This is a genomic window from Ruegeria sp. AH3, assembly GCF_056536265.1.
Map to the genome: position 1 here is coordinate 3143219 of NZ_JBQFJL010000001.1, position 20689 is coordinate 3163907.

Annotated in this window: 20 protein-coding genes; 8 read left to right on the plus strand and 12 right to left on the minus strand. The window is 58.6% G+C overall.

Going from position 1 to position 20689, the window contains the following annotated elements; translation table 11 throughout:
* The first annotated feature begins 7 nt into the window (after positions 1-7).
* Together ACR3EM_RS15800 and ACR3EM_RS15805 are read left to right on the plus strand one after the other, a co-directional pair.
* On the plus strand, positions 8-1393 hold the full coding sequence (locus ACR3EM_RS15800) for a radical SAM protein (protein ID WP_480471593.1): 1386 nt from the start codon (positions 8-10) through the stop codon (positions 1391-1393).
* Positions 1390-2229, plus strand: a complete 840-nt coding sequence (locus tag ACR3EM_RS15805) for a DUF547 domain-containing protein (RefSeq protein WP_480471594.1) — start codon at positions 1390-1392, stop codon at positions 2227-2229. Before ACR3EM_RS15800 ends, ACR3EM_RS15805 begins: the two co-directional genes overlap by 4 nt.
* A gap of 17 nt (positions 2230-2246) precedes the next feature.
* Here the strand turns inward: ACR3EM_RS15805 and ACR3EM_RS15810 are convergent, their stop codons facing one another.
* Positions 2247-3236, minus strand: a complete 990-nt coding sequence (locus ACR3EM_RS15810; RefSeq protein WP_480471595.1) for an adenosine kinase — start codon at positions 3234-3236, stop codon at positions 2247-2249.
* Complete coding sequence (gene nth / locus ACR3EM_RS15815; protein WP_480471596.1) at positions 3233-3877, minus strand: endonuclease III; 645 nt, start codon at positions 3875-3877, stop codon at positions 3233-3235. Before nth ends, ACR3EM_RS15810 begins: the two co-directional genes overlap by 4 nt.
* Positions 3878-3995: 118 nt before the next feature.
* On the opposite strand from nth, the gene ACR3EM_RS15820 reads away from it, so the two are divergent.
* Entirely contained in the window at positions 3996-4847 is an 852-nt protein-coding gene (locus ACR3EM_RS15820) for a methylated-DNA--[protein]-cysteine S-methyltransferase (RefSeq protein WP_480471597.1), read from the plus strand.
* Between the two features lie 55 nt (positions 4848-4902).
* On the opposite strand, the gene ACR3EM_RS15825 is transcribed toward ACR3EM_RS15820, so the two are convergent.
* Complete coding sequence (locus ACR3EM_RS15825) at positions 4903-6342, minus strand: aldehyde dehydrogenase family protein (protein WP_480471598.1); 1440 nt, start codon at positions 6340-6342, stop codon at positions 4903-4905.
* 209 nt (positions 6343-6551) lie between these two features.
* Here ACR3EM_RS15825 and ACR3EM_RS15830 point away from each other — a divergent pair, with 209 nt between their 5' ends.
* On the plus strand, positions 6552-7202 hold the full coding sequence (locus ACR3EM_RS15830) for a peroxiredoxin (RefSeq protein ID WP_480471599.1): 651 nt from the start codon (positions 6552-6554) through the stop codon (positions 7200-7202).
* 92 nt (positions 7203-7294) lie between these two features.
* On the opposite strand, the gene ACR3EM_RS15835 is transcribed toward ACR3EM_RS15830, so the two are convergent.
* On the minus strand, positions 7295-8134 hold the full coding sequence (locus ACR3EM_RS15835) for an isocitrate lyase/PEP mutase family protein (RefSeq protein ID WP_480471600.1): 840 nt from the start codon (positions 8132-8134) through the stop codon (positions 7295-7297).
* A gap of 140 nt (positions 8135-8274) precedes the next feature.
* Positions 8275-10422 carry a polyribonucleotide nucleotidyltransferase gene (pnp, locus tag ACR3EM_RS15840; protein WP_480471601.1) on the minus strand — a complete coding sequence of 716 codons (2148 nt, stop codon included), beginning with the start codon at positions 10420-10422 and terminating at the stop codon, positions 8275-8277.
* A 425-nt stretch (positions 10423-10847) separates the two neighbouring features.
* Here pnp and ACR3EM_RS15845 point away from each other — a divergent pair, with 425 nt between their 5' ends.
* On the plus strand, positions 10848-12449 hold the full coding sequence (locus ACR3EM_RS15845) for a BCCT family transporter (RefSeq protein WP_480471602.1): 1602 nt from the start codon (positions 10848-10850) through the stop codon (positions 12447-12449).
* 218 nt (positions 12450-12667) lie between these two features.
* Here the strand turns inward: ACR3EM_RS15845 and ACR3EM_RS15850 are convergent, their stop codons facing one another.
* The gene (locus ACR3EM_RS15850; RefSeq protein WP_480471603.1) at positions 12668-13387 is read right to left on the minus strand and encodes an NYN domain-containing protein; all 720 of its coding nucleotides are present in this window, start codon (positions 13385-13387) and stop codon (positions 12668-12670) included.
* 354 nt (positions 13388-13741) lie between these two features.
* On the opposite strand from ACR3EM_RS15850, the gene ACR3EM_RS15855 reads away from it, so the two are divergent.
* Both ACR3EM_RS15855 and ACR3EM_RS15860 read left to right on the plus strand, forming a co-directional pair.
* Entirely contained in the window at positions 13742-14794 is a 1053-nt protein-coding gene (locus ACR3EM_RS15855; protein WP_480471604.1) for a DUF262 domain-containing protein, read from the plus strand.
* Positions 14791-15405 (plus strand): MAE_28990/MAE_18760 family HEPN-like nuclease, encoded by a 615-nt coding sequence (locus ACR3EM_RS15860; protein ID WP_480471605.1) that lies wholly within the window; start codon positions 14791-14793, stop codon positions 15403-15405. Before ACR3EM_RS15855 ends, ACR3EM_RS15860 begins: the two co-directional genes overlap by 4 nt.
* A gap of 216 nt (positions 15406-15621) precedes the next feature.
* Here ACR3EM_RS15860 and rpsO read toward each other — a convergent pair whose 3' ends face one another.
* The 6 genes from rpsO to rbfA all read right to left on the minus strand — a co-directional run bounded on the left by rpsO (position 15622) and on the right by rbfA (position 19766).
* A complete protein-coding gene (gene rpsO / locus ACR3EM_RS15865) occupies positions 15622-15891 on the minus strand; it encodes a 30S ribosomal protein S15 (protein ID WP_008757925.1) in 270 nt (89 codons plus the stop codon).
* 143 nt (positions 15892-16034) lie between these two features.
* Positions 16035-17051, minus strand: coding sequence for a calcium-binding protein (locus ACR3EM_RS15870; RefSeq protein ID WP_480471606.1), 1017 nt, complete (start codon positions 17049-17051; stop codon positions 16035-16037).
* A gap of 94 nt (positions 17052-17145) precedes the next feature.
* Positions 17146-17649, minus strand: coding sequence for a DUF1643 domain-containing protein (locus ACR3EM_RS15875; protein ID WP_480471607.1), 504 nt, complete (start codon positions 17647-17649; stop codon positions 17146-17148).
* Between the two features lie 21 nt (positions 17650-17670).
* Entirely contained in the window at positions 17671-18576 is a 906-nt protein-coding gene (truB, locus tag ACR3EM_RS15880) for a tRNA pseudouridine(55) synthase TruB (protein ID WP_480471608.1), read from the minus strand.
* A 60-nt stretch (positions 18577-18636) separates the two neighbouring features.
* Positions 18637-19374: a phosphodiester glycosidase family protein gene (locus ACR3EM_RS15885; RefSeq protein ID WP_480471609.1), complete on the minus strand. Its 738-nt coding sequence runs from the start codon at positions 19372-19374 to the stop codon at positions 18637-18639.
* A complete protein-coding gene (gene rbfA, locus ACR3EM_RS15890; RefSeq protein ID WP_480471610.1) occupies positions 19371-19766 on the minus strand; it encodes a 30S ribosome-binding factor RbfA in 396 nt (131 codons plus the stop codon). The genes ACR3EM_RS15885 and rbfA overlap by 4 nt, the downstream gene beginning before the upstream one ends.
* A gap of 91 nt (positions 19767-19857) precedes the next feature.
* Here rbfA and dapB point away from each other — a divergent pair, with 91 nt between their 5' ends.
* Positions 19858-20667, plus strand: a complete 810-nt coding sequence (dapB, locus tag ACR3EM_RS15895) for a 4-hydroxy-tetrahydrodipicolinate reductase (RefSeq protein WP_480471611.1) — start codon at positions 19858-19860, stop codon at positions 20665-20667.
* Positions 20668-20689: the final 22 nt, after the last annotated feature.

Sequence of the window (20689 nt, forward strand, 5' to 3'; positions counted from 1 at the left end):
CTGAGGCATGAAGGACAGCGCAGATCACCAAATTTCAAACGCCATCGGAACAGCCCCGGCAGGTCGCCGATTTCATGGGGCTGACCGCCGCGCGCCGCTGCGAGACGGGCTCTGGTCCGCTGGCGAATATGGCCCCGGTCAGACGGCGGGGCGGTTTTATCCCATCGCCTGCGTCGCGCTTGAGGTGACTCAGCGCTGCAACCTCGATTGCACGCTCTGTTACCTCTCGGACCGGGCCGAGATGACCTATGACCCCCCGCTCTCGGTCTTGTTCGCGCGGCTGGCGATGATCCACAGCCACTATGGCCCCGGTGTTTCGGTCCAGCTGACGGGTGGCGACCCGACTTTGCGCAAGATCGAAGACCTCGAAGCGCTGTGCCGCGAGATCAGCCGTCTGGGGATGCGGTCCTGCCTGATGACCAACGGCATCCGCGCCAGCCGGGCCGCTCTGACACGGTTGGCGGCGGCGGGACTGGATGATGTGGCCTTTCACGTCGACCTGACGCAGGAACGTCGGGGATTTGAAACCGAGGTCGAACTCAACACGGTGCGCAGCGCCTATATCCGTCGGGCCGAGGGGCTGGGTCTGCGCATCCTGTTCAACACCACCGTGTTCGAGGGCAATTTTGCCGAGCTGCCCGCACTCGCGCGGTTCCTGCGCGACCAGCCCGAGGTTGCCTTCGTGTCCTTCCAGATGCAGGCCGATACCGGGCGTGGCGTACTGCGTGAACGGCCCGACATGATCACGCAGGACAGTGTTATGAGTGCCGTGGAAGAGGGCTACGAGACCCTCTTGCATTTTGGCGCCGCCGCAGTGGGTCATGCGAAATGCAACCGCTATGCCAGCGTGTTCACGGCGGGTGGCAAGGCCCGGTCGACCTTGTCCAACCACCGCCTCGTGCATCGCGTGATCGACGCGCTGGAACAGCAGGACCGGTCCGAGGACGGGCATCTGGACATCCACGACAGCGTGCGGCGCCTGGCACTGCGTCGGCCCTTGCTGGCCTTGCGCGCCGCGGCGCATCTGGTGGAATGCGTGCTGCGTCTTGGAACCGGTTTGCTGCGGGGTCCTGTGCGACGGCAGGCGGTGTTCATCCATAACTTCATGGCGGCTGACGCGCTGGAGGAGGATCGCTGCGCCTCCTGCGTCTTCATGGTCGCCACCGCCAATGGCCCGCTGTCGATGTGCGCCCACAACGCACAACGCGATCTGCATCTTGCGGCCCCCGACCGGATTGACGGTGAGGACGGTCCGCGCTGGTGGAACGCCGCCGCGCAAGATCTGTCCAAAGGCCCCGATTTGCCCGATTTGAACGACCCCGCGCTTGCACCGATAAAAAAGCTCAAAGGACAACTGAGGGCGCAACGCGCCAACCGGAAGGCCGCCTCATGAGAAATCTGCTTATCCTGCTGCTGCTTCCTCTGCTGGCCGCCTGCGCCAGCGTCGAACGTCTCGCCTTGCCCGCCGCCGCGCCGCTTGAGAACACGGCCCTGACCCGCACCGCGCTGCCACCCGGTGAGCGTGTCGACCATCGCGACTGGAGCACCTTTCTGAACCGCTATGTCATGACCGATGCGCAGGGCGTGAACCGCGTGACCTACGCGCAGGTCACCGAGGCGGACAAGGCGCGGTTGGACCGGTACCTGAGTGATCTGCAAAAGGTTGACCCGGCAGCGCTGACCCGTGATCAGCAACTCGCTTACTGGATCAATCTGTATAACGCTCTGACGGTTGATCTGATCCTTGAAAACTATCCCGTCGCCTCGATCCGGGATATCACGGATGGCGCGTTTTCCTTTGGGCCATGGGATCGGCCTCTGGCGTTGGTACAAGGGCAGACGTTGACGCTGAACGAAATCGAACACCGCATCATCCGCCTCACATTCGATGAGCTGCGCATCCACTATGCTCTGAACTGCGCCGCCGTGGGATGCCCCAATCTGATGGACCGTGCGTGGCAGGCCGAGACTCTGGAGCGGGATTTCGCAGCGGCCGAACGCGCCTATGTCAACGACCCGCGCGGCGTGCGGTATGACGCCCGCGGGCGGCTGATCCTGTCCAAAATCTACATCTGGTTCAGAGAGGATTTCGGAGCGAACGAGAAGGCGGTGATCGCCTATCTCGAAACGGCGGCGGAACCCGAGTTACGGGCGCGATTGCAAGAGACGCCGCGCGTGAGTGCCTATGAATACGACTGGGCACTGAACGATGCTGCGACGGGTTCCTAAAGGCGCGGCTCGGCGTTTTACAGTAACCCTTCGGCGCGCAGCAGTTCCTGCATATTCGCTTCCGGCCTCGGGCCGATATGGCTGATCACTTCACGCGCGCAGACATTGCCGATCCGGGCGCAGGTCTCGTAATCGCGGCCCGTGGCCATGCCGAACAGGAACCCGGCGGCGAACTGATCGCCCGCGCCGGTGGCATCCACGGGCACCACTTTTTCAACCGGCACGTCAACGCGCTGGCCGTCATACAGCACCGTCACGCCATCGCCCGAGCGGGTGCATACGATCAAAGGGCAGATCTCAGCCGTTTTGACCAGCGCTTCCTCCAGATCGTCGGTTTCGAACAGCGACTTGATCTCTTCCTCATTGCCGATCACGAAATCCAGCTCGTTCTCGATCAGCAGCAGGAAATCGACCCGGTGGCGCTCCACGCAGAACGGATCGGAAATGGCGATCCCCGCCTTGCCGCCACCCTTGTGACAGGCGCGCGCGGCCTCAAGGAATGCGGCCTTGCCCTTTTCCTTGTCGAACAGATAGCCCTCAAGAAACATGATCTGGCTGCCACCTGCGACGTCACTGGACACATCCTCGGACGACAGTTCCGAGGATATCCCCAGATAGGTGTTCATCGACCGCTCGCCATCGGGTGATACAAAGATCATCGAACGCGAGGTCGGCAGCTCTCCGCCCGGCACCGGCGGGTTGACGAAATCCACCCCGTCTTCGTTCATCGCATCCGCATAGAACCGGCCCAAGGCGTCATCATGCACTCGCCCGATGAACGCAGAATCCAAACCCAGCGCACCTGCACCGGCAATCGTGTTGGCCACCGAGCCGCCCGGCGTCTGCACCCGGCTTTCCATCGAAGCATAGAGCAGCTCACCCCGCTCCTGCTCAATCAACTGCATGATGCCCTTTTCGATACCCATCAGCTCTAGGAAACTGTCATCGGCCTGGGAAATCACGTCCACAACGGCATTTCCGATGCCGGTGAGCTGGTAGGTCTTCATTGGGTCTTGTCCTCGAATTGACAGAGATCACGGATGATGCAGGTCGGGCATTGCGGCTTGCGCGCCTTGCAATGGTACCGGCCATGCAGGATCAGCCAGTGATGCGCATGGAGTTGAAAGTCAGCAGGGATATTGTCTTCGATGGCGCGTTCAACCGCGTCCACGTCTTTGCCGGGGCAGATGCCGGTGCGGTTGCCGACACGGAAGATATGCGTATCCACCGCTTGCGCCGGTTGCCGCCACCACATGTTCAGAACCACATTGGCGGTTTTGCGGCCCACCCCGGGCAGCGATTGCAGCGCCGCGCGGGAATTGGGCACCTCGCCGCCGTAGTCTTCGACCAGAATACGGCTCAGCTTGATCACGTTCTTTGCCTTCTGGCGGAACAGGCCGATGGTCTTGATATGCTCGATCAGCCCCTCTTCGCCCAGATCTAGCATCTTCTGTGGCGTGTCGGCGATCTTGAACAGTTCGCGCGTGGCTTTGTTGACGCCCGCATCGGTCGCCTGCGCCGACAGCGCCACGGCGACGACCAGAGTATAGACGTTCACATGCTCCAACTCGCCCTTGGGTTCGGGGTCGGCGTCCTGAAAACGCGTAAAGATCTCGCGGATCGTGTGATAATCGAGTTGCTTTGCCATCCGCGCCTTAATGCCGCCCGCCGGGCCGTGACACAAGCCCAAAGCCAATGCGCAAGTTCCGGGTCGCTTGGGCGTGGCCCGCGCGCTATGGTTTAACCCAGAGAATGAGGTGAGACCCATGAACATCCAGACACCGGAAAGCGGATATCACTACAACGTCATGCGACGCGCGATCGAGCTGATTGATCAGGGCGGGGAAACACTCAGCCTCGAAGAACTTGCCCGCCAGATGGACATGAGCCCCGCGCATTTTCAGCGCCTGTTCTCGCGCTGGACCGGGGTTTCGCCGAAACGCTACCAGCAATACCTGACACTTGGCCACGCCAAGGCGCTGCTGCGGGAACGCTTCACCACTTTGGAGACCGCCCATAACGTGGGCCTCTCCGGCAGCGGGCGACTGCACGATCTGTTCCTGAAATGGGAATCCATGAGCCCCGGCGAATACGCCCGCAGAGGCGCAGGGCTGACCATCTATTGGGGCTGGTTCGAAAGCCCCTTTGGCCCGGCACTGGTCATGGGCACCGACAAGGGCATCTGCGGCATGGCTTTCGGCGCTGAGACCGGCGAAGAAGACGCGATGGACGACATGCTCTCCCGCTGGCCGCAGGCAGAGTTTATCGAAGACCCGATGCGCCTGCGCCCCTGGGTTCTAAGCGCTTTTGGCGCCGCCAGTGACAAGTTGGGGCCGACACCCTTGTACCTGATCGGCTCGCCCTTGCAGATCAAGGTGTGGGAGGCGCTGATGCATATCCCCTCGGGCCAGGTCACAACTTATTCCGAGATTGCTGAGCGGGTCGGCTCACCGCAAGCCGTGCGCGCCGTGGGTACGGCGGTGGGGCGCAACCCGGTAAGCTGGCTGATCCCTTGCCATCGCGCCCTGCGCAAGTCGGGGGGCTTGGGCGGCTATCACTGGGGTTTGCCAGTGAAGCGCGCCATGCTGGCGTATGAAGCCGCTCAGGCGGATGCCTGAGAGACAGAGCGAGGCACCCTTGGGTGCCTCACAATTGGATCACGACGGGCCGCGACTACTCTGCCGCCCAGCCGCCGACGGCCTTGATCTCAAGGAAGTCTTCCAGCCCGAAAACACCACCTTCGCGTCCGTTTCCGGACTGCTTCATGCCGCCAAAGGGTGAGCCTGCGCTGCGCGATTGCCCGTTCATCTCAACCATGCCCGAGCGCAACGCCCGCGCCATGCGGTTGGCGCGGTCACCATCCTGCGTCTGGACATAGTTGGTCAGCCCGTAAGGCGTGTCATTGGCGATCTCGACAGCTTCTTCCTCGGTATCGAACGGGATCATAGTCAGAACCGGGCCAAAGATCTCCTCGCGCGCGATGGTCATTTGGTTGTTGGCATCGGCAAAGACCGTGGGGCGCACATAGTAGCCCTTGTTCAGACCTTCGGGCCGACCGGTGCCACCTGCAACCAGCCGTGCGCCCTCATCGATGCCCTTCTGGATCAGGTCCTGGATCTTGGTCCATTGTACCTCATTCACAACGGGGCCAATATGACGGCCTTCCTCTGTGGCCGGGCCAACCGCGACCTTGTTGGCCACCTCGGCAGCGGTCTCAACCGCTTGGTCATAGATCGGGCGCTGCACCAGCATACGGCTTGGCGCGTTACAGCTTTGACCGGTGTTGTTCATCATGTGCAGAACACCACGCTTCACGGCCTTCTCATCCGCATCCGCAAAGACCACATTGGCACCTTTGCCACCCAGCTCAAGATGCACTTTCTTCAGCGTGTCCGCGGCATTTTTCGAAATCGCCGTGCCTGCGCGGGTTGAGCCGGTGAAGCTGACCATATCGACATCCGGGTGACCCGAAAGCCGTGATCCCACGCCAACGCCGTCGCCGTTCACAAGGTTGAACACACCAGCCGGGAATCCAGCCTCATCCATCATCTCGGCAAAGATCATTGCGTTCAGCGGGCTTTGTTCCGACGGTTTCAGCACCATCGTACACCCGGCAATCGCCGCCGCACCGACCTTGAGCGTGATCTGGTTCATCGGCCAGTTCCACGGCGTGATCAGGGCGGCCACGCCGACGGCTTCATAGATGATCCGGTCGTTTGGCGCGTGATCGCCCAGCGGACGCTCGAAGGGGAACGCCTTGGCCGCGCGGATGAAGTTCTTCAGATGCCAGATCCCGGCCCCGACCTGCTGCGTGCGCGACATATCGATGGGCGCGCCCATTTCATGTGACATGGCCTGCGCCAGATCCTCGGTACGGGTGCTGTAGACCTCGACCAGCTTCTCGACCAGCGCGATACGTTCTTCGACCGGAGTTGCCATCCAGCCGGGCAGGGCGGCCTTGGCTGCGGCAACGGCGGCATCCGTATCGGCGGCACCGCCCAGCGAGATCACCGCGCAGGGTTCTTCCGTCGAAGGGTCGATAACCTGAAAATCGTTGGGCTCGGCCGGTGCAGTCCACTGGCCATTGATATAGAAATCACGTTTTTCGATCATTGAGCGTGCCTCCGCAATAAAAGAAATCGACCGCTTGGTCGGTTATTAGCACTTTGTCACTGCATGTTTCCCGGGGCAAGTAGAAAGCTTTATAGATTTGCGGCACCGGCTGAAATGACGCTGGGTCAGGAATGAAAGGTTTAACCCGGCGGCAAAGTGATTAAGTTGACAGCAACCGAGTCGATAAACACAAACAGAGGAGACGCCCCATGGGTTTACGCATCAATGATACGGTCCCGAATTTCACGGCAGAAACGGATCAGGGAACCATTCAGTTCCACGACTGGATCGGCGACAACTGGGCGATCCTGTTCTCGCATCCCAAGGATTTCACCCCTGTCTGCACCACCGAATTTTCTGCCGTTGCGCAGCTGAACGACGAATGGACGGCCCGCAATACCAAGGTGATCGGCGTATCGGTTGATGGTGTCGAAGACCACAAGAAGTGGAAGAAAGACATCGAAGAGTATGGCAAGGCCAATCCCGGTTTTCCGATCATCGCCGATGACGGGCTCGCGGTATCCAAAGCCTTCGACATGCTGCCCGCCGAAGCCTACCTGCCCGATGGTCGCACTCCTGCTGACAGTGCCACTGTGCGCTCGGTCTTTATCATCGGGCCGGACAAGCAGTTGAAACTGTCGATGACCTATCCGATGACCGTGGGCCGCAACTTTGCCGAAATCTTGCGCGCGCTGGACGGGTTGCAGATGTCGGCTAAGGGTGTTGCGACGCCTGCGAACTGGGTTCCGGGTGAAGACGTAATCATCCCGCCTGCGGTTTCCAACGAAGAAGCCAAAGAGAAGTTCGGCGAGTTCGAGACGATCTTTCCGTATCTGCGCAAGACCAAAGCGCCGGGCTGAGTTGAAGGCTGGTCAGGGGGGCTGTCCGCCCCCCATCGCGCCTGAGGGCGCGATTCCCCCCGAGGATATTTCTGGCCAGATGAAGCTGGGGACTAGGATCTGTTTGTGGTTTTGGTCTGCGACATGAGCTGGCTTATGGCTTCGCCGGGCATTGCGTCCCGCGCGTAGTCGAAGGTTCCCGAAAGGCGGACTTCTTGCGCAGCGCGCATCAGCGCCCCGAATGCAGCGCGCGCGAAGGACCCGCCGACGCTGATGCGTTTCACACCGGCATCGGCCAGTTCAGCGACGCTGTATCCCGGGCCGCTCAATCCCATCACCACATTCACGGGTTTGTCCACTTCGCGGCAGACCGTTCGGATCGCTTCGATATCGGGCAGGCCCGGGGCGTAGAGCACATCTGCTCCGGCCTCGGAAAATGCCTGTAGGCGGCGGATTGTATCGGTGAGATCGGGGTTGCCGCAGATGAAATTCTCGGCGCGGGCGGTCAGCAGGAAATCTTGCCCCGATGCCGCCTCTGCCGCAGCGCGGATACGATCGATGGCCTGTGCGAACTCATAGATGGGGGTGCCGGGGTCGCCCGTGGCATCTTCGATCGATCCGCCGACAAGGCCGGCGGCGCAGGCCTTTACGACCGTCTCGGCGCAGATGTCGGAGGTTGCGCCAAACCCATCTTCGAGGTCTGCCGATACCGGCAACTCGGTCGCCGCAGTGATTTCGGTGGCATTGATCAGAATCTCCTGCCTGCTCAGGCCTGCGAAGGAATCACGCTTGCCTTTCGAGAAAGCGTAACCCGCGCTGGTGGTGGCCAATGCTTCGAATCCAAGGCTTGTCAGCAGCCGGGCCGACCCGGCATCCCATGGGTTAGGCATGACAAAGGCGGTGTCTCGTTCATGCAGCGCCTTGAAATGCTGGTATTTCTCACTTCGGTTCATAGCTGTGACCCCGCGTGTAGAAGAAGATAGGGTCAGCATAGCGAAAAGGAACATAAAGTGAACAGTTGTGCTCCGGCCACAGCATAAAAAAAGACCCCGGCCTGAACCGGGGTCTTTCGTTTCTGGAAAGCGAGGGCAGATTACTCTGCGTCTTCTTTCTTTTCTTTCTTCTCGGGAACGACCTCTTCGCCGGTTTCCTGATCGACCACTTTCATCGACAGGCGCACCTTGCCGCGGTCGTCAAAGCCCAGCAGCTTGACCTTCACTTCCTGACCTTCCTTCAGAACATCCGACGGATGGTTCAGGCGGCGGTTTTCGATCTGGGACACGTGCACCAGACCGTCGCGCTTGCCAAAGAAGTTCACGAAGGCACCGAAGTCGACGATCTTGACCACTTTACCGGTGTAGATCTGGCCTTCTTCCGGCTCAGCAACGATCGAGTGGATCATTTCATAGGCCTTCTTGATCGATTCACCGTCGGGCGAGGCGATCTTGATGACGCCGTCGTCATTGATGTCGACCTTGGCACCCGAAACTTCGACGATCTCGCGGATGACCTTACCACCCGAGCCGATCACTTCACGGATCTTGTCGGTGGGGATGTTCATGGTCTCGATGCGGGGGGCGTGGACCGAGAATTCGTTGGTCTCGGACAGAGCTTTGCCCATCTCGCCCAGGATGTGCATCCGGCCGTCCTTGGCTTGCGCCAGGGCTTTCTCCATGATCTCGGGCGTGATGCCCGCAACCTTGATGTCCATCTGCAGCGAGGTGATGCCGTTTTCGGTACCAGCCACTTTGAAGTCCATGTCGCCAAGGTGGTCTTCGTCACCCAGAATGTCCGACAGGATGGCGTATTCTCCGTCATCTTCCAGGATCAGACCCATGGCCACACCGGCAACCGGTGCTTTCAGCGGAACACCCGCATCCATCATCGACAGCGAACCGCCGCAGACAGATGCCATCGAGCTGGAGCCGTTGGATTCAGTGATCTCAGACACGATACGGATCGTGTAGGGGAAGTCGGTCGCCGCAGGCAGAACCGCCTGCAGGGCGCGCCATGCCAGCTTACCGTGGCCGATCTCACGACGGCCGGGGCCACCCACGCGACCAACTTCACCAACCGAATAGGGAGGGAAGTTGTAATGCAGCAGGAAGTTCGATTTGAAGTTGCCGTGCAGCGCGTCGATGAACTGTTCGTCATCACCAGTGCCCAGCGTGGTCACGGCAAGCGCCTGTGTTTCACCACGGGTGAACAGGGCGGAACCGTGGGTCCGCGGCAGCATCGAAGTTTCTGCAACGATCGAACGGATATCGGTGGTCGAACGACCGTCGATCCGCTTGCCGCCTTTGACGACGTCGCCGCGCAGAATGCCAGCTTCCAGCTTCTTCATTGCAGAACCGAGGTTGCCGTCTTCCAGCTGCTCTTCGGTCAGCGCTTCCTTGATTGCTTCACGTGCAGCGGCAACAGCGGCGGTGCGCTCTTGCTTGTCGGTGATCGCGAAGGCGGCGCGCATCTGCTCTTCACCGGCAGCCGAAACAGCGGCGGACAGTTCCGAGTAATCGGGCGCTTGGAATTCGAACGGCTCTTTTGCGGCTTCTTCTGCCAGCGAGATGATCAGGTCGATCACCGGCTGAATCTGCTCATGCGCAAAGGTCACCGCGCCCAGCATTTCTGCCTCGGACAGCTCGTACGCTTCCGATTCAACCATCATCACAGCGTCTTTGGTGCCGGCAACAACCAGGTCCAGACGCTGTTCAGGGTTCAGGCGCAGGTCCTGCATGTCGTCGACGGTCGGGTTCAGAACGTATTCGCCATCCTCGAAACCAACGCGGGCACCGGCGATCGGGCCCATGAACGGCGCGCCGGAAATGGTCAGCGCAGCCGAAGCCGCGATCATCGCGACGATATCGGGGTCGTTGACCAGATCGTGGGACAGCACGGTGCACATCACCAGAACTTCGTTTTTAAAGCCGTCAACAAACAGCGGGCGGATCGGACGGTCGATCAGACGCGCGGTCAGCGTCTCTTTCTCGGTCGGGCGCGCCTCGCGCTTGAAGAAGCCACCCGGAACCTTACCGGCGGCATAGTATTTTTCCTGATAGTGCACGGTCAGCGGGAAAAAATCCTGACCGGGCTTTTGAGCACGCGCAAAGGTCACGTTCGCCATGACGCTGGTTTCGCCCAGCGTGGCAATAACACTGCCGTCAGCCTGACGGGCAACCTTGCCGGTTTCCAGTGTCAGCGTCTCTTCGCCCCACTGAATCGATTTCTTTGTTACATCAAACATATGCGTATCCTAGAACGGAGCACTCCCGCCCCTGCGGGTCTCCGGTTTGCATGGCGGCCCCATTGCCGCCGACCCCATTTATCTTCCGTTCGAGTGCCGGAGTCAGGGCACAACGTCTCAGATACCGCGCGCATACATGAGATCGCGTTGAAAGGAAAGGGGAACTGAAGGGATTGGCAGACTTGCGCAGACTCGTTTTTGAGAACCCTGTACAACGCTGTTTCGGTGACTGCAGAACATCAACATTTTTAGCCCTACATCTTTAAGAATATAAATGCATTTTGATAAAAACTGATTGCAGTGTAGGCTGTTACCACTGAACCCGCGGTCGAACAGACGGAAACGCGCCAAGGGGGCAATACACTCATAACCGTCACCCGGCCGACTACCTTGGCGTTTGCAGCTTGCGAACAGAGGGGCGAAGTATGGCTCAAACCAAGAAAATGCTGGATCCCGATCCACGGATCTACGACTTCGAAACCGAGTATGAACTGGGGCAGGATAATGTGCGCCCGTTCGGGCTCGATATCCACAATCCGGTTTTCCTGATTTCCAGTATATTGATCTTTGCGTTCGTCCTGATCGCATTGGCCAACCAAGAGGCCGCAGCTACCTTTTTCGGTTGGCTCAGACCATGGCTGACCAGCACGTTTGACTGGTTCCTCGTGCTGTCGGTCGATGCGATTACCCTGTTCTGTCTGGTGCTGATCATCCTGCCGGTGGGCAAGGTGCGGATCGGCGGCAAGGACGCCAAGCCTGACTATTCCTACGCGGGATGGATCGCGATGATGTTCGCGGCTGGCATCGGTATCGGGCTGCTGTTCTTTGGCGTGATGGAGCCGGTCTATTACAATTTTGCCGAAGGCGGTAACGCCGCCCCATTGGGCATCGATATCGCGGTGCCCGGCAATGAATATGCCGGTATCGTGGGCACGATCCACCACTGGGGTCTAGAAGGCTGGGCGGTTTACGCCGCCGTCGGTCTGAGCCTCGCGATCTTCAGCTACAACCTCGGCCTGCCATTGACCCTGCGGTCCGCATTCTACCCGATCCTGGGTGAGCGCGTCTGGGGCTGGTGGGGTCACATGATTGACACGCTGGCGGTGTTTGCCACGCTCTTTGGCCTGACCACATCACTGGGTCTGGGCGCGCAGCAGGTCGCGGCGGGGCTGTATGAGGTGTTCGGCATCGAACCCAGCCCAACGGTGGTGGTCCTGCTGATTATCGGCATCACCGCGATTGCGCTTGGCTCGGTTCTGATGGGCATGGATGCGGGCGTCAAACGGCTGAGCGAGATCAACATGATCATGGCCGTGGGCCTGTTCATCTTTGTCATCGCCGTCACCGGCATCGGCACCGCCATCGCGCGGTATTTCAACGTGATGGTCGATTACGTGTTCCACCTTCCTGCACTTTCGAACCCGTTCGGACGCGAAGACACCAGCTATTTCCACGGCTGGACGACCTTCTACTGGGCATGGTGGATTGCTTGGTCGCCTTTCGTGGGCATGTTCATCGCCCGCATCTCCAAGGGTCGCACGGTGCGTGAGTTTGTCATCTGCGCGCTGCTGGCGCCCACAGCGGTCTGTGCCCTGTGGATGTCGACCTTCGGTGGTGCCGCCATCGACATGCTGAACGCAGGCGGAGCCGAAGGTGTCCGCGCCACGGTGATCGACAGCTACGCCCCCGAAGGCGCACTGTTCGGCTTCCTCAAGGAGCTTCCGCTTTATGGCATCATCGCCCCCATCGCGTTGATCCTGATCGTGGTGTTCTTTGTCACCTCGTCTGACTCAGGGTCTCTGGTGATCGACACGATCACCGCAGGCGGCAAGATGGACGCGCCGGTGATCCAGCGCGTGTTCTGGTGCACGCTCGAAGGGTTGGTGGCCATCGCCTTGCTGCTGGGCGGAGGTCTCTCGGCCCTGCAAGGTGCCGCGGTCTCGACCGGCATCCCGTTCACGCTGGTGGTTCTGATGATGTGCTACTGCCTGTGGCTGGCGCTGAAATCCGAGAAAGCCAAGATGTAAATCTTGACGTTGCCAAACCAAAACGCCCGCCCTTTGGCGGGCGTTTTTTGTGCGGGTTGCGGGATGTTATGAGCCCTAACCGGCCATTAATCGTGCTTTGGGACTTTGCTCATGCAGCAGGTCGCTAACAGCTCAAACCGGACATCCATAAGTGAACTTTGGAATTCCAGCGATGCGGGACAAAACGGTCGGTCAGGTTGAAGGTAAGTGAATTTTTTTCAGGATTTTGTACTTGGCTGGACGTAACGAACGAAGAGGCTGTTGCCCTGTCTCTTCGTTTCGAAGCCTTTGATCGCAGCTACAAGATCGCTCAGTTTTCCCTTTCCGTAGGTCCGAGCATCAAAATCTGGATGTGCAGCTACTACTGACTGGCCAAGTTGCCCAAGGTGAAACCACTCGTCATCTTGTTGGATACGAGCCATAGCATCCAAGAGTAACTTTGCGGCTTTTTGGGGCTGCTCCTTTGCAGAAGCCAGTTTCTTGGCTTCGCTTTCGTCTGCTACAAGGTTTTCAATAAAAATGAACCGGTTGCACACGTTCCGAAGTGGTTCCGGAGTCTTTTTCTCTCCGATGCCAATCACCATTAAGCCATCCTCTCTGAGACGATTGGCTAGACTTGTGAAATCACTATCGGAAGAAACCAATACAAACCCGTCGAACCGACCTCCATGTAAGATGTCCATCGCATCTATCACAAGGCCTATATCAGATGCGTTCTTACCCGACGTATTGGCGGTCTGCTGGTGTGCAACAAGACCCAACGATAGGATTTTCTCCGACCAACCTGACAGCCGACTACTGGTCCAATCGCCATAAACTCGTCTAAGCGCGGGTTCGCCTATTGAAGCTACCTCCTTGAGAATTGCTTCCGCAAATCTGGCTGGTACATTGTCGGCATCAATGAGCGTCGCCAATAACGGTTGAGCACGTTCGGTCATCTGGTTAGCACCATGTTTTTTCTACCTTGTCCTAACTAGTCGCTACTTATCGAACTGCCGACACGAAGACCAGAACACTCACAAAAATGGGAACCTGGATTTTACTTAGCGGTCAGCTTTGGGCTCTCTGCCGTCCTTCACTGCGGACCGCATGGACTGGCAAAGAGCCCTGACCGGTCTTCTACGTTTATGCCATGTACTGCAATCGCATTGGTCCGTTCGCACACCGAAGCCGACATAGCTTGTTCAGTGCTGGCACAGAACCCTCTGCTGGACTTGTTGAATATGCTTGGTAGTTTGCGAGCAAGAAAGAATAGCTCTCAGGCACTCAGAAGCATACGGGAAGACAAAATCGTGGAAAGCATTGAAAGCAAAGAAATTAGAACAGAGTCCTTGGATCTGTCATTTGGGGAGATTCTAAATCTGCACAAAGATGGTGAAATCGTTATTCAGCCTGAATATCAAAGGCTATTTCGTTGGTCCGTGGAACAAAGGTCCCGCTTGATAGAGTCGGTGTTACTAAGGCTACCGATTCCGCCCATATTTCTTATTGAAGACAAAGATGGGGTGTTAGAACTCATCGATGGTTTGCAGCGAACAAGCTCGGTTCTTCAGTTTTTAGATGGAAGCGCAGTTGAACAAGATGACTTGGTTTTGGAAGGTTGCGACATACTGGATGAAATTAACGGTATGAAGTTTGACGACTTCAGCACATCCATACGTCTTGGCTTCAAGCGCACACCCATAAGGGCAACTATCATTAAGAAGAGCGGCGACGATTATGTAAAGTACGAGATGTTCAAACGGTTGAATACGGGTGGTTCATTGCTGTCCGCACAAGAAATCCGCAACTGTTCGTCTCGCATGATATCAGGTGGCTCTGACTTCTACGCCGAGCTTCAACGCCTTTCCGGCCTACCCAACTTCAAGGTAGCAACGTCGCGGATACCAGAACCAGATTTGGAAAAGAGAGCAGACGAAGAACTTGTTCTCAGGTACTTTGCTGTCAGATCGTTCCGCGACGGTTTCCGGGGAAATGTCCGGCGGTGGCTTGATGAATTCATGGAAGAGATACTCTTCGGTAGAAGCAATGCAATGAGCGACACTACAGACTTCGAGGCATTTTTTGATTTTGTCGCAGCCAACTTCGGAGACGCGGCTTTCTCAAGATCGCGGGATGGCGATGCCTTCGGGCGGCTTGCGCCAGCTTACTTTGAGGCCGTGGTTGGAGCAGTTGACGGAGACTTGGCGCAGTTTCAAGGGAAATCCCCTGAAGCGTTGAAATCAGCGCTCAGCAACACTTTTGAGCAAGCCGATTTCAAAGCGGCCAGTGGGCCGGGAGCAAATTCCAAAGAAAAGATGGACATTCGCATCCAGTTGGTAAGTGATGCGCTTGTAGCCGCATGACGCCCATTAATGAGATAGAACATGACCTCGACTGGCGCGAGGCTGAAATGGCTGTTCTCAGAGTAATGCTGGCAGACAGCAGTCTTCCCGAACGAACGAGACGTGTGCTTTTTCGTTCCGCTTGGTCAATGCTGTACGCTCACTTTGAAGGTTTTTGTAAATTTGCACTCACAGTCTTCTATGACGCCGTTGGGAACACGGGTTCTCTTTGCAGCGACTTAGCACCGAGCACACAAGTATTCGCGCTTGCCAGTGAGCTAAAAGCACTTAGAAATCTGCCACCCGCTGACCTGCTCTCGAGCATTCGAAGCTTCGAATCCGATGTGTTGTCCAAAACGGCCAGTTTCCCAGAGGTTGACACAGAGGCCAACCTTTGGCCGACTGTTCTGGAACGGCTGATAACTGATGCTGATTTACAGTTAGAAACCCTGAGCCCGAACTCGAGGGCAATAAGTACTTTAGTTAGCCGTCGAAACAAGATTGCTCACGGTGAACGCGATATCATCCCGGATTTTGATTACTACCTCAAGTTTGAGGAAGCAGTAAAAAACGTAATGTATGAGTTGGCAATCGCCGTTGATGAGAAACTAAGTGCTCAGTCAACAAACTGATACCAGACAAGAAGTGCTTACTCTGAAATTAACCAACTTTGTAGTGTTCGCTTTTTGCGCAAAGCTGCCGCAAGAAGAGAACCGTTGCGCACCCGCAGCGAAAGTCGGCTTAGTGGCCCATCCGGAAGAAAAACGCCCGCCAAAATGGCGGGCGTAAGAGATGTACAAATTGGAAGAAACGATCTTCAGACCGTGTACAACTCGGACAAAACGCGCTTAGCGGCGGATGCCCAGCTTTTTGATCAGGTCCTGGTAACGCGCCTCTTCTTTGCCCTTCAGGTAGTCCAGCAGCTTACGGCGCTGGGCAACCATCTTCAGCAGACCACGACGACCGTGGTTGTCTTTCTTGTGGGTCTTGAAGTGCTCGGTCAGGGTGGTGATGCGCGAGGTCAGGATGGCAACCTGGACTTCAGGCGAACCGGTGTCGCCGTCCTTGGTTGCGAATTCTTTCATGACGCGTGCTTTTTCAGCGGCAGTGATCGACATCGGGGTCTCCTTTAAAGGTTAGAGTTGATGGCGCAGGCCGGGATGTCGTCCAGCAAAGGCCCATGGAGAAAACCGCACCGATTCCGATGCGGATGGGCGCGTATAGGCGCTTTTGCTGCGAATGGCAAAGGGATTCTGATGGGTTAACCGGTTGCGGTCAGTTGCGCCAGATACTCTTCAGTCACCAGTTGAATGTCTTCGGCTGAAAACCCTTCGGCACCATAGAGCTGAGCAATCGTTTCCCCGTTGATGTTTACTTGGGTCAGGTCGTTGTTTTCGCTATCTTTTTCAATCCCGATTTCCGGATCATCAGCGCTGTCCCAAGTGACCAGCAGCTTGTCTTGACCCACCTCAAAATCCATAATTGTCACGCCGTCCTGTTCGGGTGCCGCTTGAACCACAACGCTGTCGCTGCCGCTGCCGCCCGTCACCACATCGCCATCATGAGCGATCAGGATATCATCGCCCGCCCCGCCATTCAGGAAGTCGCGTGTGTCGTCGTCCGGGCCGTCTTCGCCGGTTAGAACGTCATCCCCATCTCCCCCGAACAGAGCGTCTTCGCCTGCGCCACCAGCCAGGTAATCTGCACCCTTGCCGCCTTGTAGTGCGTCGTCACCTTCGCCGCCCTCAAGCGTATCGTCATCCTGACCGCCATAAAGGGCATCATCACCCTCGCCACCTTGCAGATTGTCCGCGCCGAAATGGCCGTACAAAATGTCGTTGCCAGACTCTCCAAGCAAGACATCCGCCCCCGCTTCGCCGTGCAAAACATCATTCCCGGCGTTGCCCATCAGAACATCTTCGCCCACGCCACCATGCAGGACATCATTCCCGGCGCCACCGTCGATCTGATCGTCACCGCCATATCCGTTGATCTGATCATTGCCTTCTTTCCCGGTCAGGGCATCCGTGCCCTCGTCTCCGGCAATGATCAGATCGCCTTCATGTTCCGAGATGATTTCGCCCGTGCCAACCTCTTCGGGGTCTGCCGGTTCGTCGATGTTTTCGTCGGGATCCAGGAGATTACCCTCGGGTACGTCTTCCTCGGCCGTTTCTTCGATGCGGTCGTCTTCATCTTCTTCTTCTGGGGCGAGGAGATCTCCCATAGCATATGCCGCGCCACCCATTGCGGCCAGCCCGAACAATCCGATGAGAAACATGATACCCTCCGCAAGCACACTGCTTCGAGCGTGAAATATCCCATGTTCTCAGGCGCTTGGTCAAAGCCAAGTTGGAGGCGTGGTTAACCCTTTGTCACCACGGCTCGGGCTGCTGGGTGTAGGCGATATAGAGCGGGTGTTTCGGGTGCCCGGCCTTGGAAAGCCCCAGATGGAACAGAGGCTGCCCGGTACCGCGCAGTAGCGCCTCAACCGCCGGACCCCGGTCCAGATGTGCGCCATGCGTGCCCCATCCGGCGATGACCTGATCAGCCCATTCCACGCCTTCCAGAATGGCTGCGTCATTTTCGGGGCCCACCGGATCGGCGGCGGCGCGCATCTTGCGCGGGTCGGTGTCGCGCCAGGCGAAGATGTTGGTGACCTGAAACGCCCCGAACCCCAGCGCCCGCGCGCGGCGTTCGCAGCGCTCGACTGTGGGGTCGTTCTGCACCTCGGTCGCGGTGGACGGGTTCAGCATCACAAACAGCGCCTTGCGCCCCACCGGATCCCAAACACGGGTCAGGCTATAGCGGTACTTCTCGCAATCCGAGTAGACGGCGGTCGAGGGCGCATCGCCCTTGGTATGCGTTCGGGTAATCATGCCTATCGCCTAGCACGGAGTTCAGGTGACGAACACCCGGCTTGGATGTAGCTCGCCGGATTTGTAGATGCCCACCGCCACGGCCTTGCCGTCGAGCGAGGCCCATGCCTCATCGCCATATTCCACGTCCGAAGCCAGAACCATGCCCGGATTGCCGTTGCGCAGACGGGAGGCGCCTTCGGGGGTGCATTTCAGCTCGGGCAGGTCCGACAGGCCGGTTTCCAGCGGGTGCAGGTAGTCGTCCAGCACCTCGGTCTTGGCCATCTCGTCGATCTGTTCGATGGACAACCCATCCTCGACCTCAAACGGGCCGGACCAGATGCGGCGGAGTTCCTTGACGTGGCCGTGACAGCCCAACGCCTCACCCAGATCCCGCGCGATCGAGCGGACGTATCCACCTTTGCCACAGGTCATCTCTAGCACCACGTGATCTTCATCAGGCCGATCAACGAGGATCAGTTCTTCGACCCACAAGGGGCGGGCGGTCAGCTCCACATCCTCGCCATCGCGGGCCAACTTATAGGCACGCTGACCATCGATCTTCACGGCTGAGAACTTGGGCGGGACCTGCATGATGTCGCCCAGGAACGGAGCCAGCGCCGCCTTGATGTCATCATCCGACGGGCGCGCATCGCTTGCCGCAATCACTTCGCCCTCGGCATCGTCGGTGTTGGTGGCCTGACCCAGCCGCACGGTGAAGGTGTAAGCTTTCAAAGCGTCGGTGATATAAGGAACGGTCTTGGTAGCCTCTCCCAAAGCTACGGCCAGAACACCGGTCGCTTCAGGGTCCAGAGTACCCGCATGGCCCGCTTTCTTGGCGTCCATGGCCCAACGCACCTTGTTGACCACCGCGGTCGAGGTCATGCCCGCGGGCTTGTCCACCACCAGCCAACCGGAAATGTCTCGTCCCTTGCGTTTGCGTCCCATCTTGCACCTTGAATCTTGCTAAGGCGCGCGACCTAGCGGATCGCTCAGGCGCTGTCAATTTCAGGGTGCGTCTTCGACCACACCCACGATGGGGCCTAACGAGAACCCGATATCCGACCGGTTGCCGGCGCGCTCATACATGCGGGAAATGTTGCCATCGAGGAACAGCGCATTCGGCGTCTTCAGCACGTCGCGGAACAGGCCGCCGAATTCGTGGAAGGTTACGTAGTCGTCTGAGATCGCGAACACAGCGCGGGTGCCATCGGCACTGGTGCCCACCCCGTTGCGGATGTAGCGCGAGGTTGAATCGGGCAGAAAGCGCGGGTGCAATTCTCCGTCGATCACCAGCATGGGACCGGATTGGGTGGCAAAGCGGCACTCGGGCGCCTGATCAACGAAGTCCAATGTCTCGAACACATCAGCGCGGCTTTCACGGATGCAGAACACGCCATTAGGCAGCAATCCGAAATTGCCAGGTCCGGCATTTGAGATCACCCGCATCTGCTCCTGGCCGTCTTCGACGTAATGGCCGACGGGTGAGCGGTCGTCATGGTACATGCCCGCATTCATCGCGAAAGCCAGCCGTTTGCCCTGAGGCTCTAGAACCTCGTTCACCGCAGAGAAATGGCCGAGCACTTCGTCGTTCTCATCGTTCAGAAACAGGCGTAGGTCCGCCGCGGACGCGTCCACCTCGCAGACCGTGTAGCGCTTATCTTCATGGGTCAGCTTCTCGCAGGTGACTGCAGAAGCTTGCGCAGCCCAAAGGACAGCGCCCAATGTGACAAGCGTGCGGATCACTCGTCCAGATCGCGGCGCACCGCGTCCTGTTCGAACATGCGGCGGGTGTCGTCCAGACGGTCGAACGTGTCATCCAGACGGAACCGCAGGTCGGGCGAGAATTTCAGGTTCAGCTTCTTGCCGACTACGCGCCGCAGCTCGCCCTTGTTGCGAGCCAGCAGGTCGATCACGTCTTCCTGCCCTTTGCCGCCCAGGGGCAGCACATAGGCGGTGGCGATCTTCAGATCGGGCGAGGTACGGACCTCTCCCACGGTGATCGACATGCGGTTCAGGTCGGGGTCGTGGACATCTCCGCGCGCCAGAACCTCGGACAGGGTGCGGCGGATCAGTTCGCCGACGCGCAGCTGTCGTTGGGACGGGCCGGGGCCATCGTGGAATTTGTTCTTTGCCATTCCCCCGATCTAAGCGCAAAGCAGGGCTTTGCCAAGCGGGCGCGAACGGGGTAGGAGGCTTTGAGCCGACTTAGCGAAAAGGACCAGCGCAATGACCCATATTCCGGGGATCGTCATCACAGGGGCTTCGGGCCGTATGGGGCAGATGCTGATCAAGACCGTGACCGACAGCGATCAGGCGCGTCTGGTTGGCGTGGTAGAACGCACAGGCCACGACTGGGTTGGTCAAGACGTGGGTACTGCAATGGGCGGCCAAGCGTTGGGCGTCACCGTCACCGACGATCCGCTGGAGGCCTTCGCGCAGGCACAGGCGGTGATCGACTTCACCGCGCCCGAGGCGACTTTGGAATTTGCCGCGCTGGCCGCGCAAGCGCGCTGTGTGCATATCATTGGCACCACCGGCATGAGTGATGAGCAGATCGCGGCGCTGGAACCAGCCGCGCGCCATGCGGTGATCGTTCGGGCCGGAAATATGAGCCTCGGGGTCAACCTGCTGGTACAGCTGACCAAGAAAGTTGCCGCAGCGCTGGACGAGGATTTCGATATCGAAGTCATCGAAGGCCACCACCACCACAAGGTCGATGCGCCCTCGGGCACTGCGCTGATGTTGGGAGAGGCCGCCGCCGAAGGGCGTGGTGTCAAGCTGGCGGACGTGGCTGACCGGGGCCGCGACGGTATCACCGGGGCACGGCAACGTGGTCAAATCGGTTTCCACGCCATTCGCGGCGGCGACATCGTGGGTGAACACGACGTCCTGTTCGCCGCCCCCGGCGAGCGCATCGTTCTGCGCCATCTGGCTACCGACCGCGCAATCTTTGCTCGTGGCGCGCTGAAGGCGGCACTTTGGGGGCAGGGCAAGGCCCCGGGTCAGTACGATATGGTGGATGTGCTCGGGCTCTGAACCCATGGACGGATCGCCCGTC

Excerpts from the sequence above, each read along its gene's own strand:
- ACR3EM_RS15800 (WP_480471593.1), top strand. The coding sequence starts at position 8 with ATGAAGGACAGCGCAGATCACCAAATTTCAAACGCCATCGGAACAGCC.
- ACR3EM_RS15870 (WP_480471606.1), bottom strand. The coding sequence starts at position 17,051 with ATGTTTCTCATCGGATTGTTCGGGCTGGCCGCAATGGGTGGCGCGGCA.
- rpsO (WP_008757925.1), bottom strand. The coding sequence starts at position 15,891 with ATGTCGATCACTGCCGCTGAAAAAGCACGCGTCATGAAAGAATTCGCA.
- rbfA (WP_480471610.1), bottom strand. The coding sequence starts at position 19,766 with ATGGCAAAGAACAAATTCCACGATGGCCCCGGCCCGTCCCAACGACAG.
- ACR3EM_RS15845 (WP_480471602.1), top strand. The coding sequence starts at position 10,848 with ATGGCTCAAACCAAGAAAATGCTGGATCCCGATCCACGGATCTACGAC.
- ACR3EM_RS15860 (WP_480471605.1), top strand. The coding sequence starts at position 14,791 with ATGACGCCCATTAATGAGATAGAACATGACCTCGACTGGCGCGAGGCT.
- ACR3EM_RS15875 (WP_480471607.1), bottom strand. The coding sequence starts at position 17,649 with ATGATTACCCGAACGCATACCAAGGGCGATGCGCCCTCGACCGCCGTC.
- ACR3EM_RS15810 (WP_480471595.1), bottom strand. The coding sequence starts at position 3,236 with ATGAAGACCTACCAGCTCACCGGCATCGGAAATGCCGTTGTGGACGTG.
- dapB (WP_480471611.1), top strand. The coding sequence starts at position 19,858 with ATGACCCATATTCCGGGGATCGTCATCACAGGGGCTTCGGGCCGTATG.
- ACR3EM_RS15830 (WP_480471599.1), top strand. The coding sequence starts at position 6,552 with ATGGGTTTACGCATCAATGATACGGTCCCGAATTTCACGGCAGAAACG.
- ACR3EM_RS15805 (WP_480471594.1), top strand. The coding sequence starts at position 1,390 with ATGAGAAATCTGCTTATCCTGCTGCTGCTTCCTCTGCTGGCCGCCTGC.
- ACR3EM_RS15850 (WP_480471603.1), bottom strand. The coding sequence starts at position 13,387 with ATGACCGAACGTGCTCAACCGTTATTGGCGACGCTCATTGATGCCGAC.
- ACR3EM_RS15820 (WP_480471597.1), top strand. The coding sequence starts at position 3,996 with ATGAACATCCAGACACCGGAAAGCGGATATCACTACAACGTCATGCGA.
- ACR3EM_RS15835 (WP_480471600.1), bottom strand. The coding sequence starts at position 8,134 with ATGAACCGAAGTGAGAAATACCAGCATTTCAAGGCGCTGCATGAACGA.
- pnp (WP_480471601.1), bottom strand. The coding sequence starts at position 10,422 with ATGTTTGATGTAACAAAGAAATCGATTCAGTGGGGCGAAGAGACGCTG.
- truB (WP_480471608.1), bottom strand. The coding sequence starts at position 18,576 with ATGGGACGCAAACGCAAGGGACGAGACATTTCCGGTTGGCTGGTGGTG.
- ACR3EM_RS15825 (WP_480471598.1), bottom strand. The coding sequence starts at position 6,342 with ATGATCGAAAAACGTGATTTCTATATCAATGGCCAGTGGACTGCACCG.
- nth (WP_480471596.1), bottom strand. The coding sequence starts at position 3,877 with ATGGCAAAGCAACTCGATTATCACACGATCCGCGAGATCTTTACGCGT.